This is a genomic window from Streptomyces sp. NPDC046335 (assembly GCF_055587985.1).
Map to the genome: position 1 here is coordinate 440,441 of NZ_JBVJFF010000011.1, position 14,393 is coordinate 454,833.

General features: G+C 65.9%; 15 protein-coding genes and 1 tRNA gene. 5 read left to right on the top strand and 11 right to left on the bottom strand.

Features of this window, described 5'->3' with window-relative positions; genetic code table 11:
- Positions 1 to 29: 29 nt before the first annotated feature.
- Together nrtL and ACZ6JY_RS28015 are read right to left on the bottom strand one after the other, a co-directional pair.
- Positions 30 to 1,130: an ArgS-related anticodon-binding protein NrtL gene (nrtL, locus tag ACZ6JY_RS28010; RefSeq protein ID WP_469200066.1), complete on the bottom strand. Its 1,101-nt coding sequence runs from the start codon at positions 1,128 to 1,130 to the stop codon at positions 30 to 32.
- Positions 1,131 to 1,471: 341 nt separating this feature from the next.
- Positions 1,472 to 1,984 (bottom strand): response regulator, encoded by a 513-nt coding sequence (locus ACZ6JY_RS28015; RefSeq protein ID WP_469200068.1) that lies wholly within the window; start codon positions 1,982 to 1,984, stop codon positions 1,472 to 1,474.
- A 273-nt stretch (positions 1,985 to 2,257) separates the two neighbouring features.
- Between ACZ6JY_RS28015 and ACZ6JY_RS28020 the strand changes: the two genes are divergently transcribed.
- Positions 2,258 to 2,329, top strand: a tRNA-Arg gene (locus ACZ6JY_RS28020).
- 279 nt (positions 2,330 to 2,608) lie between these two features.
- Here the strand turns inward: ACZ6JY_RS28020 and ACZ6JY_RS28025 are convergent.
- From ACZ6JY_RS28025 to ACZ6JY_RS28060, 8 genes are all read right to left on the bottom strand, one after another.
- Entirely contained in the window at positions 2,609 to 3,997 is a 1,389-nt protein-coding gene (locus tag ACZ6JY_RS28025) for a tyrosine-type recombinase/integrase (RefSeq protein WP_469200070.1), read from the bottom strand.
- A complete protein-coding gene (locus ACZ6JY_RS28030) occupies positions 3,994 to 4,206 on the bottom strand; it encodes a helix-turn-helix transcriptional regulator (protein WP_469200072.1) in 213 nt (70 codons plus the stop codon). Before ACZ6JY_RS28030 ends, ACZ6JY_RS28025 begins: the two co-directional genes overlap by 4 nt.
- Positions 4,196 to 5,569 (bottom strand): replication initiator, encoded by a 1,374-nt coding sequence (locus ACZ6JY_RS28035; protein ID WP_469200074.1) that lies wholly within the window; start codon positions 5,567 to 5,569, stop codon positions 4,196 to 4,198. Before ACZ6JY_RS28035 ends, ACZ6JY_RS28030 begins: the two co-directional genes overlap by 11 nt.
- The gene (locus ACZ6JY_RS28040; protein WP_469200076.1) at positions 5,566 to 5,826 is read right to left on the bottom strand and encodes a hypothetical protein; all 261 of its coding nucleotides are present in this window, start codon (positions 5,824 to 5,826) and stop codon (positions 5,566 to 5,568) included. The genes ACZ6JY_RS28035 and ACZ6JY_RS28040 overlap by 4 nt, the downstream gene beginning before the upstream one ends.
- Positions 5,827 to 5,930: 104 nt before the next feature.
- Positions 5,931 to 6,221, bottom strand: coding sequence for a hypothetical protein (locus ACZ6JY_RS28045; RefSeq protein ID WP_469200078.1), 291 nt, complete (start codon positions 6,219 to 6,221; stop codon positions 5,931 to 5,933).
- Positions 6,222 to 6,252: 31 nt separating this feature from the next.
- Positions 6,253 to 6,447 carry a hypothetical protein gene (locus ACZ6JY_RS28050; protein WP_469200080.1) on the bottom strand — a complete coding sequence of 65 codons (195 nt, stop codon included), beginning with the start codon at positions 6,445 to 6,447 and terminating at the stop codon, positions 6,253 to 6,255.
- A 13-nt stretch (positions 6,448 to 6,460) separates the two neighbouring features.
- Positions 6,461 to 7,783 (bottom strand): FtsK/SpoIIIE domain-containing protein, encoded by a 1,323-nt coding sequence (locus ACZ6JY_RS28055; protein ID WP_469200082.1) that lies wholly within the window; start codon positions 7,781 to 7,783, stop codon positions 6,461 to 6,463.
- A complete protein-coding gene (locus tag ACZ6JY_RS28060) occupies positions 7,780 to 8,127 on the bottom strand; it encodes an SCO3933 family regulatory protein (protein ID WP_469200084.1) in 348 nt (115 codons plus the stop codon). The genes ACZ6JY_RS28055 and ACZ6JY_RS28060 overlap by 4 nt, the downstream gene beginning before the upstream one ends.
- A gap of 225 nt (positions 8,128 to 8,352) precedes the next feature.
- Here ACZ6JY_RS28060 and ACZ6JY_RS28065 point away from each other — a divergent pair, with 225 nt between their 5' ends.
- From ACZ6JY_RS28065 to ACZ6JY_RS28075, 3 genes are all read left to right on the top strand, one after another.
- Complete coding sequence (locus tag ACZ6JY_RS28065; protein WP_469200086.1) at positions 8,353 to 9,093, top strand: GntR family transcriptional regulator; 741 nt, start codon at positions 8,353 to 8,355, stop codon at positions 9,091 to 9,093.
- A gap of 805 nt (positions 9,094 to 9,898) precedes the next feature.
- Positions 9,899 to 10,120, top strand: a complete 222-nt coding sequence (locus ACZ6JY_RS28070) for a hypothetical protein (RefSeq protein ID WP_469200088.1) — start codon at positions 9,899 to 9,901, stop codon at positions 10,118 to 10,120.
- Positions 10,121 to 10,224: 104 nt separating this feature from the next.
- On the top strand, positions 10,225 to 10,413 hold the full coding sequence (locus ACZ6JY_RS28075; protein WP_469200140.1) for a type II toxin-antitoxin system RelE family toxin: 189 nt from the start codon (positions 10,225 to 10,227) through the stop codon (positions 10,411 to 10,413).
- 287 nt (positions 10,414 to 10,700) lie between these two features.
- Here the strand turns inward: ACZ6JY_RS28075 and ACZ6JY_RS28080 are convergent, their stop codons facing one another.
- Entirely contained in the window at positions 10,701 to 11,729 is a 1,029-nt protein-coding gene (locus tag ACZ6JY_RS28080; protein WP_469200090.1) for a DNA cytosine methyltransferase, read from the bottom strand.
- Positions 11,730 to 11,896: 167 nt separating this feature from the next.
- On the opposite strand from ACZ6JY_RS28080, the gene ACZ6JY_RS28085 reads away from it, so the two are divergent.
- Positions 11,897 to 14,011, top strand: a complete 2,115-nt coding sequence (locus ACZ6JY_RS28085; RefSeq protein ID WP_469200092.1) for an ATP-binding protein — start codon at positions 11,897 to 11,899, stop codon at positions 14,009 to 14,011.
- Positions 14,012 to 14,393 lie beyond the last annotated feature (382 nt).

Genomic DNA, 14,393 nt, shown 5'->3' on the forward strand with positions numbered 1-14,393 from the left:
CACGGGGTGGCACCCGCCTCTCAGGGGTGTCACAGGTATTCGGGTGCGCTGATGCCGAGCAGGGACAGGCCACCGGCGAGCACCGTCCCGGCCGCTTCGGCGAGCGCGAGCCGGGCACGGTGGGCGGCCGAGGGTTTCTCCTCACCACGCGGCAGGACGGCGTGCTGATACGCGAGCAGAGCATCAGCGACCACGACAAGCTGCCGGGCAACCCGATCGGGCCCCCGGTGCCGCGCGGCGGCGGCGAGGACGGGGGGGTAGTCCGCCAGGGCGGTCAGTAGGGGGGTGGGGTGCGGGTCGCTGGGGCTGAGGTCGCCGGGGGCGGGGGTGAAGCCGAGGGCGGTGGCGTTGCGGAGGAGGGCGCGGCAGCGGGCGTGGGCGTACTGGACACGGAAGAGGGGGTTGCCCTCCCGCTGCACGAGGTGGTCGTCGCCGCCCTGCTCCGGGGCGACGCGGGCGCGGTCGTGCGGGGCAGGGTGCAGCAGGGCCCAGCGGGCGGCGTCACGGCCGAGGCGGAGGGGGTCGCCGGAGGCGGGGACGGGCCGCAGGGTGACGTGAGCCGGATGGAGCTGGGGGGTGGGCGAGGCGGCCGCGGGGCGCCCATGCCCATCCACGCGTACGCCGAGGACGTCCACCCACGCCACCTCCGGCGCGGCGTCGCACGTGACGCGGACGGGCATGCCTTGGCTGCGCAGAATCCGCCGGGCACTGTCGGCGACGACGAGGGCGCGGACTTCGTGCGGTACGTGGATGTGGACGGGCTGCCCGGAGTCGCGGGGGGCGTGCCCGTAGCGGAGGCCGCTGTCGCTGATCTCCCGGACGAGGGCTTCGGAGGGCGCGCCGGCGAGGGTGACGTTGAGGAAGCCGGGCCCGGTGATGTCGACCCCGGCGATGCCCGGCTGGGCGGCGATCCACGGCGACAACGCTTCGGCCACGTCCCGGGGCCGCATCCCCGCATCACGGGCGACCCGCAGGGCAACGCTGGTGGCGTAGTCCCCGCACCCACCTGGCCGAGGCCGCTCGACCCGCACACTCCCGACATCCTCCGGCACACGCACCCGGAGCTCCCCGGCATCAACGGCGGCACGCATGGCGCGCAGCACGGTACGGGAGAGCTCGACGGGGGTCACGGGGCAAGCGTATGGGAGGAGGGGGGTGGGTCCGCGAATTGGTTTAGGACCCGGTCCGAGATGTGGACGGGTACGGCCAGGGTGATGCCCGACGAACAAGCACGCCACACCCACGCCCACAACACCCACGCCACCGCGAGTTACACACCCGCATCCCACAAAAGTCCCGCCCGCCGCTAAGCAGCCCCCTCGTGACCTGGTGTTTCTTAAGGCAGACCGGCACTTCTCCGCAATGCACCTCTGAGCGGCCGACGACGGCGGCGAACGAGGCGGACCAGGCCACGAATACTGGCCCGGTCAGCCCCGGGTACTGGCCCGGTCAGCCCCGGGTACTGCCGAGGTCAGCCACCGGCCTGAGCGGCGCGCTCGGCACGCTCGGCACGCTCAACGAGCTCGGCACTCTCGGCCTCGCTGACGTCGCTGCATGCGGACCCTCCGCCGACCACGCCGCCGTCATTCGACTCGGCACCCAGATACCCACTGCCGACTCCCCCGCGCACGCGCCCACGCCCGACCTCGACCAACTGCCGTACGACCCTTACGAGTTCATTCGGCTCGAAGGGCTTGGCGAGGAAGGCGTCAACACCCACCTCGAGCCCGTTCTCCACCTCGTACTGGGTACAGGCGCTGATGATGACGATGGGCAGATGCCGCGTCCGAGCATCGGCACGAAGAAGGGCGGCGGTCCGCAGCCCATCGAGTCGGGGCATGACGACATCGAGAGTGACGAGGTCGGGCTGCACCTGCTGCACGACGTCAAGACACTCGGCACCGTCAGCCGCGGTCACGACCTCGAAGCCCTCCAGCTCGAGATTGACCCTGATCAGTTGCCGAATGACCTTGTTGTCGTCCACAACAAGCACTCGGCCGGGCATGCCTGGCACAACTCGAGAGTAGGTCCGCCCCCACCACCGCGTCCCGGTTTTCCCTACTTCCGCCCCGCGCGGAACATCTCCTCACGCCGCGGCCCCCCTCCGCCCGCCTCCTCCCACGAGCCTGGACCACCCACGCCGAAGGGCGCCCACCAGAGCCCCGCCCCGCGGCCATGGATCACGGAAATACCTGTTCACGAGAGCCGCTGGAGAGCTGGTAGGGTTCTACCCATCGCCGCGCAAGCGGATCGATACGCCCCCGTAGCTCAGGGGATAGAGCAACGGCCTCCGGAGCCGTGTGCGCAGGTTCGAATCCTGCCGGGGGCACCTTGTATGAGGTGCCCGAAGACCCCGCCATCAGCGGTTTCGCTGAGGACGGGGTCTTCGCGTATCCACCGCCGTATGCAGGCAGACGCCGCCGCGAGCAGCCGTTTGTCAGTGATCACGTTGTAATGGCGTGTTGATCTTCAGCGCCCGAGCGGCAGGTCAGAGGCCGTTTCGCGGGCTCTTCAGCCTAGCTCCGTGGACCAGATGTGGACGGACGGAAGCCCCGGAGCTTCCGCGCTCCGGGGCTTCGGTCCGTTGGTCGTCGGTCGTGATACGGCGTCAGTCCGCGGCGTCGTCCACCTCTCCCAGCCCCTGCATGATCCGGCCGTTCATCTCCCGCTCCTGGCCGTCGATGCACTTGGCGTAGATCTTGAGCAGGACGTCCACGGAGTGGCCGGCGCGAGCTGCGACCTCCGGGGCGGGCACTCCTGAGTTGAGCCACTGGGAGACGCCCGCGTGGCGGAGGTCGTACGGCCGGAAGGCCAGGACTGAGGCGGCTTGGTGCGGCACGAGTGCCAGTTGCCGAGCCTGCTTCCACGCGCGGGAGTACGACGAGGCCGCGATGACGTTGCCTCGCTCACTGGCGAACAGCCGGCCGTCGCTCGCCATGCCGAACTCCCGTACGTGTTCGCGGAGCAGGCGGACCAGCGGAGGGGGAATCGGCACGATGCGCACCTCACCGTCGGCCCGCTGCTTCAGGCCGCGCCGGTCGTGCGCCTCTCCCGAATCCGTCCACGCCTTACCGGCCGTGGGGCGCGTCTCCGCCAGCTCGATGCGGCCCCAGCCCGACGCCGGAAGCGTGCAGTCGGAGCGGCGAAGCCCCAGGGCCTCCCCCGGCCGCATGGCCGCGTAGTACAGGCACCCGAAGAACGCCCGCAGCCGTCGGCCGCTCGCCCGGTCGTAGCCACCCACGTACGTGAGGGACGTCAGCAGCTCCCGGGCCTGCCGCGGGTTGACGACCACTCGGCGGTCGACCTCTTGCACGGCCCGCTTCCCCCGCTTGCGCCGGACCCGGCTCAGCGGGTTGGACGGCAGGTGCTCCAGCTCGACCGCGTACTCCAGTGCGTTGAAGACGACCGCGCGCCGCCGTCGGTACGTCTGGGTAGCAGCGGGCTTGCCGTCGAGCCTGCGTCCCAGCGCATCGATCAGTTCATGCACGCGGGCGATCTCTTGAAGCTCTCCGATCGGCAGGGAATTCTTCTGCATCCACCGGACCGCCGCCGCGATTCCGTCCGGCCGCTCCCGTTCCCGGCGGGGGACCGGAAGGACGTATGACCGCAGCGCCCGCCGCAGAACGTCCGAAGCGGGGCGCCCGCGTCCCGGCTTGACCAGGGTGGGGACGACCGTCGCCAACGCATCCGTCATGCTGTCCCGTTGCTTGGCCGATGCCTCAGCCCATCGGGCATCCACGTACTTCAGCACCAGGTCCAGGAACGACAGAGCAGCCTTGCCACCGCGCAGCGAGTCGGGGAGACCGGTGATGGTGTCGAACGGCTCGCCCTTGTCGAGCGCCCGTACCAGCTTGGCGCGGAAGCGGTCGGCCAGCGCTTTGGTCTTGTGCGACTCGCTGAACGGTTGGCCGTCGACCACCCAGCGCACCAGGTACGTCGGCTTCTTGGTGGTCTTGTTGAGCGAAAGCTTCCAGACGGAGGCTATGTACGACTTCATGACGCCACCCCCTCCGCTCGCTCCTCCAACCAGTCGTCGAGCGCGCCCCGCCGGACCCTCAACTCCCCGTTCGGTAACCGGATGCAGGACGGAGCGAGGCGCAGCTCTCGCCAGCGGTAGAAGGTGCGTCGGGAGATGCCGCCCAATTCGTCGAGCACCTGGCGCACGGTGAGCAGTTCGGCCCGTCGTGTGCCGCTTTCACGCGCCATGACGACCACCGCTCTCCCGTACGGAGGCGGCCAGGAGCGCCGCTTCCGGCGAGTAGCCGCGCCCCGCGTAGCGCCACTGGCCGGCCTTGGCCGTCGAGCGGTCCGCGAGGCCGAGCGAGGCCCACTGCTGCTCGGCGCGGTGGTCGGCACGTGCCTTGCGGAGGGCGGTCAGCGTGGTGGAGTAGCGGCGTGACTTGGTGGAGAAGTGCCCGCCGTATCCGAGCATGTGCGCCCAGCGGCGCAGCCCGAGGGGCGCGAACTCCGGCAGGCCGCCGAGCCACCAGCACGTGCCGATCATGCGCAGCACATGCGCCCGAACCGGCAGCGTGACCATGTCGTGCGCGTGGTGAATACGGCCGTCCACCGCGCCGGCGGTCTCCGCTCCCTTGGTGGCGTACTTCGCGATGTAGCCCGCCACGGCAACCGCGGAAGCAGGGCCTCGCTCATCCGCTCCGCGCCCGAGCGAGGTGACCGGCCGCACGTCGATCTGAGTGCCGAAGCGCAGCACCCGCGGGCCGATGACGTCCGCCCCCGGAGCGACCAGCCGCACCCGGCCGACCACCGCCCGTACGGTATCCACCAGCAGCGGCACACTCGCCCATCCCGGCAGGGACGAACCGGGACCTTCTGCCCCGTCGAGGCGGATCACGGCATGGAAGTGGACCAGGCCCCGCCGCTGGTATTCGGCGACTTTCGCGTACGACAGCCGGGCCACTTCCTTGAACTCCGTACGCGAAAGGCCGACCCGCCGGGCAACCTCCCGCCGCAGCTCCAGCCCGAACCGGTGCCAGAGCCGACCTGCGAACGCGTGCCAGAGCACGGCCCCCGCGTAGTCGTAGCAGCGCGGACAGAGCGGTTCGCCGAGGCGTGGATCGTGGACCGAGTGCCGCTCGCCGCATCCGGACGGAGTTCCATGGGGGCAGTGCTCCCCCGCACGGCGGGGACGGCATGCCCGTACGCGTCCGTCGCGTTCACGGCGGGTATGGACCGGGCCGAAGCCAGGAGCGGTGAGCGTGGCGAACACGCGCGGATGTCCGCTGACGACCTCCGGGACGTGCTTGCCGCCGACGAGTCCGGCTCGGACGAGGTGGTACGTATCCGCCCGGTACAGGGCCGAACAGGCCGGGCAGACCGTCGCCCGCCGATTGCCGCAAGCGGTGAGCAGGCGACCGCCGTAGACGTCCGACCCGTACGAGAGCAGGGCCGCCCCGGTGGTCGTGTCGTAGACGGTTGCCGCGCCGACCAGGTGGATCGGGTTGGTGCAGCCGCCGAGGCGGACGATGTTCCGCCGCCAGGCCTTGAACTCCGGCTCGGATGCTTTGACGACAATTGCAGCGACGTTTTCGGGGAGGGCGTTGGTCATCGGCAACCACCCCCGCCACCGAATGCCTGCCCCATCACGGCCGCGATGCCTTCCGGCCGGGTCTTGGCGCTGAAGCGGAGCGTCGGGTTCGTGAGCCAGAGTGCGGCAGCGTGCGCGGGGCACAGTCGCTGCTCGGCTCCGTCGAGCCCGACAAGGACGATCTGTTCTCGTCCGGCACAGGCCGAGGCCTGGGCGTCACGCAGCCTGAGTACGCAGTCGGGCAACGGAAATTTGCGCGAATGATGCGCGGTGGACAAAGTGTAGGTACTCCTTTCACTGCTCATGTGGCGGATGGAGCGGGTTCCTGACGGGGTCGGGTTTGGCGACTTCGCGCCCCGTCGGGAGCCCTTCGCACGGGCGATCACTGCCGCTCCTTGGGCGGTACCGCGGCGACGCCGTACGAGATCGGACCGAAATCGCGGCGCGCGCTGAAGTAGCCCAGGCCGATGTCTTCCGTCAGTGCGTCGAGCGGAACGGCGACGCGCTCCACCCCTGCCCGACGAGCGTCGGAGTCGGCCGCGTCGACCAGGACGACGACGGACAGGTGACGCGGTACGAAGGCGGCCGCATTGACGGTCAGGAAGTCGATCAGCTCCCGCAGACCGGCCAGGAAGGCAGCGCGGTCACCGGAGCGGATGACGTAGTCGGACATGGAAGTCCCCTTCTCGGATCAGTGGGTTTGCTCAGAAGCGGAGTTGACCGAGGAAGCCGTTCACGCCGTCGAGAAGTGCTTGGACGAACGGTGCGGCCACAGTTCGGGAGAGCAGGAAGCCGAAAGCTCCGCAGATCAGCGCATCGGCCCACCGGAGGTAGCGGATGCGCAGGAGGAACCAGATCAGCAGGCCGAGCAGCAGCACGGCGGACATGGACACCAGCACGGCAGGCCCCCCCTCACGCCGCTTCGATGTGCAGTTCGGTCAGGACTGGAGTCAGGTGCGCGTACTCGGCTGCGACGGTTTCCGCCTCCGACTCCGTGACCAGGTGCGACCGAGCGCGCTCCCAGCCGTCACCGGAGGCGAGAACAGCCGTGCCGGCCTGTTCCGGGGTGATCGCCTGAGCCGCTTTGAGCGCGTCGGGGTTGAGGTCACCGAGCGCCATCTCGGCCGTGCCGGGGTCGGCCACGCGGTGACACACACGGCCGCCGAGTTGGGCCCGCAGGGCGGTGACGCCAGGCCCCAAGTCCGAACCCACACGTTGGCCGGCGACGACGAGGAAGACACCGAGAGCAGCGCCGAGTTGAGCCAGCCGAATCAGCGCGGTACCCGCCGCCTGCGCTTCGTCCTTCTCGTTCCGGCTCGCGACGAGGAAGAGTTCGGCGATCTCGTCGACGATCACGACGACGGGGACCGGGCGTTCCTTCTCGGGCAGGCCCCAGATGTTGCGGACGCGAGCCGCCCGACAGACGGTCATGCGGTCGAGCGTCAGGTCGACGAGTGCGGTCAGCAGCCGGACCGCTTGCTTCCGATTGGTCGCCAGAGCGGACAATCGCGGTTCGTAGAGGGACAGCTCCATGCCGCCCTTGCAGTCGATGCCGACCAGTGCGACGGGTTGCGGCGCGAGGGCCGCCACGAGCGCGTTGATGAGCGTCGACTTACCGGAGCGGGTGGCCCCCACGATCAACCAGTGCGGCAAGCGTCGCAGATCGATCACCCACGTGGCGCCGCTCTCCAGTACGCCCACCGCTACACGGAGCAGATGACCGGGCCCGCGCTGCTTCGAGACCCGAGGAGCCGCCAGCGGGTCGGACATCGAGGCAGCGACGCGCACGATCCCTGGCTTCCAGGAGGTCACCCGAACCGCGTGGACCTGCCAGTCCTCAGCCATGGCGGGGGCAGCTTTGACGAAGTCCTCGGGCACCTGCCCCGGTAACAGCCGCACCAGCAGCCAGAACCCACCGGCGGTCGGTCGTACGAGGCCGCGCCGGGGCACGCGCGGCTGAGGGGGAGGCGCCCCATTGCCGACGAGCCCGGACACCACCGTCAGCGCCGGACGACGACTGACGGCCAGTCCGCACCCGGCCATCAAGGCTCGCCAGGTGTGCATGACCCGGAGGGCGGTGGCCGGGAAGCCGAGTAACAGCCACCAAGCCGCGGGGTAGCGGCGGCGCAGGGCCGGACCTGCGATGAGCAGGCCCGACACCAGCACGGCGGCCACCAACAGAACCCCACTCGACCAGGTCTCCCCAGCCGAAGGAGTGGAGGCCAGGATCGTCACTGCCCGGCCCCCTTGCCCGCCGTGGCCGGGGCGCTCAGGGGCCGGATCTCCGCGGCACGGAAGGCGACGCCGTGCCGCCCGTCGTTCTCCCACGGGGTGGCGACCAGATCCCGCACGGCTACCGGCATGCCGAGCTGAATTCCGGCCGGCTCCCCGGCCACACTCACGTTCACGACGTCCGCCGAGCCTCCGGCCATCAGGCAGAGGCCGACCTGGTACACGGTCTTTCCGGTCTCGCGGTCGACGCGAAGCTGACCGGTCTCGCGGTTGGCGACCCGCGGAGCCGGGGGCACGGCGCAGATGATCCCCGTGAATTTCGCGGTGTCGATCGGAAGAGCTGCCACTGTTCGGTCTCCTCATCTCTGGCACCCGAAGGGCCACCCTTCGGGTTGCTTAACCACCCGTAGTACGGGTGACACAGACAAGAGTGGGCCACCCGTACTACGGGTTGTCAACCGTCTGGGAATAAGCGAAGCTGCCCATGAACGTGGGCAGGTTGTCCACAAACGTGGGCAGGTTGCTCACGGGAAGCGCGCGATCGCAGAACCCACGCCCACGGAGGGCCCCACATGCCGCCGAAGAACACGCAGCCGAAGTACCGGCAGATCGCCGACCACCTGCGCGAAGGCATCCTGAACGGCACCTTCCCGGCCGGCCAACCGCTGCCCTCCGAGGAGTCGTTGGCGAAGCAGTTCGGAGTGACACGCCCTACCGTGCGCCAGGGCCTCACGGAGCTACGGGCGTCCGGCCTGGTCGAAGCGATCATGGGCCGAGGAACCTTCGCCCGCTCGCCCCACGGCCGCCCCAGCCACACGCGCCCGCGCGGCGTCCGCCGGACCACGGACGGGCGTTACGTCGAGGCCGACGGCATGCGCTGGACGGACGCCGAACCACCCGTAGCCACGCGCACGGACGCCCCGATGGCTCTGGCGGACCTGCTCCGCATCCCCCCGGGCGAGCCGATGTTCACGTACGACGCGCTACAGACCGCGGACCAAGGCCACGTGCGCCAACTGCACCGGACGTACGTGCCGTTCTCAGTACTCCTCGACACCAAGTACGAGGAGGAGGCCCCACCGCCGGCGCCGGAGCTCTACACAGCACTGACCGAGCTAGGTCACGAACTCCACTTCACGGAGTACATCCGGACGCGCATGCCGCTCCCGGACCAGGCCCAGGCCCTCCGCCTCGCGGACGGAGTCCCGCTCCTGCACATCCTCCGCGTGACGCTCGCGGAGACGGACAAGCCGCTGGCCCTGGAGGAGTTCCACCTACCGGGCGACGAGCTGGAGCTCTCGTTCAGGCTGTAACGGGGCCCGGGTGGCTCAGACTTTCTCTACGTCATCAAGGCTCGCTGCGCTCGCTGGCCGCCTTGGACGGCCAGGGCTACCAACCACCCATTGCCTAGGGCTCTGGCCCTGGTGACGCGGGTTTGCCCGCCGGGTACCGCCACCACGATCCGCCCTTGGAGGGGAGAAAAAGACCAAGAACAACCGCACGGCCGAGAAGCGCGCGACGAAGGACCACCCCGTACAAGAATACCACAAGGCCCAGCCGTCCCCGAAAGGGATCAATCCGAAGGACCGAGGGCCCCCAACAAGGGGGCGGGGCGCCGGCCGACCGCCGCCCCGCCGCTTCCATGTCTACGCCACCAGCTGCGCGCCGCCGCCCGTCCGTCGCCCACCCCAGGGGCCAATAACCCAGCACCGGGCCATGGGGCATGAGGGGATTGCCGCACCACAGGCCAGGGACAGATTTGTGTTACCGAAGAGGCCGGATCGTGGTGGCGGTACCCGGCGGGCAAACCCACTACCTGGGCCGTTGCCCCGTGGCTGGGGCGGTCGGCTCCACGGCTTTAGGCAGCCACCATGGGGCGAGCCACGAAGATCATGGCCCCAACGTCGTGCTTTAACGGGCAGGTCCACAGACTGCCCGACTCGCCATGAGCTTACGGGGCCATGATCACTCACCCCATGGCAGCTCCAGCCCAAAGCCGCTCCGCCGACCTCTAACCGAACCAACGCCAAAAGTCTGGCGCGGCAGTACTCTGAATCTATGAATGTCCGAGTCAATGCAAGGCAACTCGGGTCAGAGCTCAGCGCATGGCTCGGGAAGATGCACGACGAGCACGTTTCTTCGATCGAGGTCGAAGACGATCACGGCAATGTCGTGGCAGTGGTCGTAGCTCCGACCGCCTACTACAGCATGACGGAGACCCTGGCCGTCGTAGCCAACAAAGACTTGACCCAAAGGATTCAGGAGGGTCAAGCCGCCGCCGACGCCGGAGAAGTCGTCAGCCTGGAAGCCGTTCGCCGGGCCATGGCCTCGGGGGAGTGATCATGAGTTCCTCGCTAGAACCGTATGAGGTTCAGATCACCAAACCGGTACTACGAGACTTTGGCTCAGGCAAAGTTCCAACGGCTGTTATCGACTCAGTCCTGATGTTTGCCCAAGGGGACCTCGCCCTAAATCCCCGGCGTGTTGGTGCCGAGTTGTCAGCACCCTTTGAGGGGCGATGGAGTGCTCGACGGGGCGAGTATCGTGTGATCTACGAAATCGATCAGGCGGCAAAGAAGGTCACTATCTTGGCAGTGGATCACCGAGCTGACGTATATCGCTACCATCATTGATCAGAGTGTGCCGCTTCCAAGCCAGAACGAGCTGCAATCGCCCTGGCTGGTAGTAACGGTGGTCATCCTCACGGTTTTCAGATCTTGGACGACGGGATTATGGCCGGTCGAGGTCGCCGTTCCGGTTAAGCCGTGGAGCAGAAATCGAACAGCAGGAACCGCCCTCCTGGTAGACAGGGTCACTCGCGACCGACATAGTCGAAAACCCGCAGGAGTTAACCCGTCACTTGAGGTGAGTACGAAAATCACCCGCGTCCCACGCAGTAGCTACACACAGCGCCATGATTCTAGCTAGAGATTATCCTCTGGACCGCTACCCCAAGAACCGTCGCCATTTGAACGGGCACAGCATTTCCAATTTGACGCTCGATAGAGCCGTAATCACCCTGGAAATCGTAATCGTACGGAAAGGTCTGCAATGTTGCCGCCTCTCTAAGGGTGATTCCTCGGTTCTCTTCCGGATGCACAAATGTGCCACAAGCAGGCGTGGTGCAACGCGTCGTCATCGTGGGTGAAGGAGCATCCCACTTGATTCGCCCATAGGAAGCGGTCGCGGTCTTCTTATCGAGTCGCTTATGGCACTCAAGCTGATGCTCTTCGGGTAGATCGAAACGGCTCCCGCCTACAGGAATAGCCGCAATCCTCCGCTGGACTTTCTCCGAACTGGTTCGCTTGCGAGCAAGTGGGTCGTTCGTGCGCCCCTGAGACTCCAGATCCTCAAAAGCTTGCCGAACTGTTGATGTTCCTCGAAAATCGGGAACGATCTCGGCGATATCTTGCGGAAGGACCTGCCGCTTACCCCTCACAGCTAACATAATCAAGCGACGTCGACGCTGAGGTACAAGAAATTCTGAAGCCTCAAATCGATAGACCATCGATGTGTACCCAAGTGCGTCAAGAGAGCTCCGCACGTATTGCAGGCGTGCATCCTTCCGCAAGCCCGGTACGTTCTCCAGAAGGACTGCTTTAGGCATGAATGCGCGCACGAACCTTGTAGTATGCACAACCAGATCGTTACGCTCGTGATCCGTCAGCCCTTTCCCGGAAGCCAGGGAGGAGAATCCCTGGCACGGGGGGCAGGTCTTCAACAGCGTCAGTTCGCCAGCAGATAGCTGCAACTGCTTGCGCATGCTCGATGCTGGCAGCTTCCGGATATCGGCTTCCCACAGATGCGAATCGGGATTGTTCTTCGCATGGGTGGAGGCAGCGTTGGGGTCGTTCTCTACAGCGGCCAAGACGGAGAAGCCAGCTCCCACGAGCCCCTGGGTGGCTCCGCCGGCTCCCGCAAAGAGGTCGATGGCAGATGGCTGTGTCACGGCTGGATGTTAGCTCACTCCCGCGCGTCGTGACCATGGTGTGCGCTCCTGCAACCTGCGTGCGCCCTAGTCAAGTTGACTATGCCTCATGCAAGATGGCGGACCATCATTGCCATCCCAGGGGGGACCTGATGTCGGAGTCGTTAGACGGCCATGCGCAGCTGCCCATGCAGGCCAGCGACGAGGGCGAGCAACTACACGCAGCGGGCGACGGGGAGGACGCTTCCACACCGCATGTGTACACCATGCGTATCAGCCGGCTGACGATCGACAAGCTCGGCATCAAACTCTATGACCGCGTCGCAGCTGTGCTTGCCGAGCTCATCGCGAACTCCTACGACGCAGACGCGGAGAGCGTCACCGTGACGCTCCCGTGGGGCGCATTCCTGTACGACCCAAAGGCTCCTCACCTCTCAGCCGCCTACGAGGTCGTGATCTCCGACGACGGCCATGGCATGACCCCCGCCGAGGTGAACCATCATTACCTAACCGTTGGGGCTGACAGACGAACCCGGACGGGAAGCGACAAGTCCCGCGGCAAGAACCGGCCCGTAATGGGCCGGAAGGGTATCGGCAAGCTCGCTCCCTTCGGAATCTGCAAGACGGTCGAGGTTATTTCAGCGGGTGGCGATAAGACGCCGGACGGATATCTGACGTCCCACCTAATTCTTCACCTGCCCGCCATGCTTGCGGACACAGAAAGCGATTACAATCCAGAAATCGGCGAGCTGGACGGAACCTACTCGAACGACCACGGTACAACGATCAAGTTGCGAGATTTTTCGCGGAAGCGAGTGCCGAGCCGAGACGAACTGAATCGACAGCTAGCAGCCCGTTTCGGTCTCGAACGTAGCGACTGGCGCGTCTGCGTAAAGAACGCTTCATCGCAATCGGAACAGTTCACTCTGGGGCAACTCAAAATTGACTTGATGGAAGGGACAAGGATTGATCTAACCAATCGGCCAGTTCCTTTCGAATCATCGTATCTGCCGGTAACGGGTTACGTTGCTTACAGTGAAAAATCCTACAAGGACGCCAATATGGCCGGCGTTCGGATCTACGCTCGTGGAAAATTCGTGGCTCAGACCATGGACTTCGGAATTGCTACCGGCTTTCATGGGGAGTTCAAACTTCGGAGTTCCATTGTGGGGGAACTTCACGCGGAATGGCTGGACGAGGACGAGGACCTGATCCGATCCGACCGGCAAGACATCATCTGGTCCTCAGATCTCGGGGAAGCGCTGAGTGTATGGGGCCAGGCCCTTATGCGCGAACTTGCGAAACGAAGTGAGGAGCAGGCCAGGCAAGCGAAGACCCGCGACTTCATGAAGGCATCGAAGCTGGACGAGAAGCTTGTAGAGGCGGCACCGTCGGACCCTGTGTACCGAGACAGCGTCAAGGAGGCCGCCGCACTTCTCGTTAGAGACTCCGACAGAGACTCCCTCACAGACCCCGAGCACGTGGAGCGCATCAGTAAACTAGCAATGTCGCTGGGCCCGCACCGGAGTCTGCTTCAGACACTGCGAGAAGTAGCCGATACGACTGAAACAACAATCGATGCCGTAATGGATTTGTTCCAGAAAGCCCACATAGCGGAAATGTATTCCCTTGGGCAGGTTGCGGCAGAACGACTGGAGGTCGTAGCAAAACTGGAAGCCCTCATCACTGACGGCAAGACGCTTGAACGCCCACTCCAAGAGCTAATCGAGCAAGCCCCGTGGCTTCTTGCCCCCGAATGGACCCCCCTAGGCATGAACGAGTCTCTGAAGCGCGTGCGGGCAAGCTTCGAGGTCTGGTATGCAAAGAAGAATGGGAGCGAGATCAACACGACCGCGATTACGCGGAAAGCCAAGGAGCCAGATTTCGTCCTGCTGCACGACTCTGGAATTCTCTGGATCGTGGAAATCAAGAGGCTCGGTTACAAGCTAACCGACCCCGAGTTTCTAAACGCGATGAACTACCTTAACTCTCTGGAACAGTTCCTCGAAGATAATCCCGAACTGGGCCAACAGTTCCCCTACCGTAAGCTAACCTTTGTAGTGGATCACATCGATCGACTCAATACGGTTTCACTGTCATCACTACACAGCGATCCGCGTATTTCACGGAAGACATGGCATGAGGTACTCGACTCCACGAAGCGGGCACACAAGGATTTCTTGGAACGTGTCGAAGCAACGGCCGGCGGCTGGACGCCGGTGACACCGGACGCAGCCCCGCGGGTTGTCGCGCCTCGCAGTCCCGACACACAAGATTCAGCGCAGGGGCAGCTCCCGATCTAGTTCCACCCTCAACGCCAGCCGCCTCCTCCCCGAGGGCTACTCAGAGTTTATGTAGCCCCCGGGGGGGGACTCATGCCGCCCGCCGAGAGGCGTGGACACCTTGTGGACGGACCCACCGCTTTCTAACCGGTCCATTGCGCTGACCTGGCCGATTACCGTGTACGGAAAGCCCCTCCGGAGCCGTGTGCACCTGCGGCAGTGCCAGACGCTTGCGCTCGTTCGAGGCCGGGTATGACCTTCTGCCTCAACCAATCCTGGACGGGGGTGCCGATGACGTGGAGTGAGCTTCTAGAGATCTTCAATGGCTGGGGTTACGGCGGCTGGAGGTCGAGGCCGGTTTTGGCGATGAGGCCGTCGATGAGGCCGGGTCGGTACTGCATCC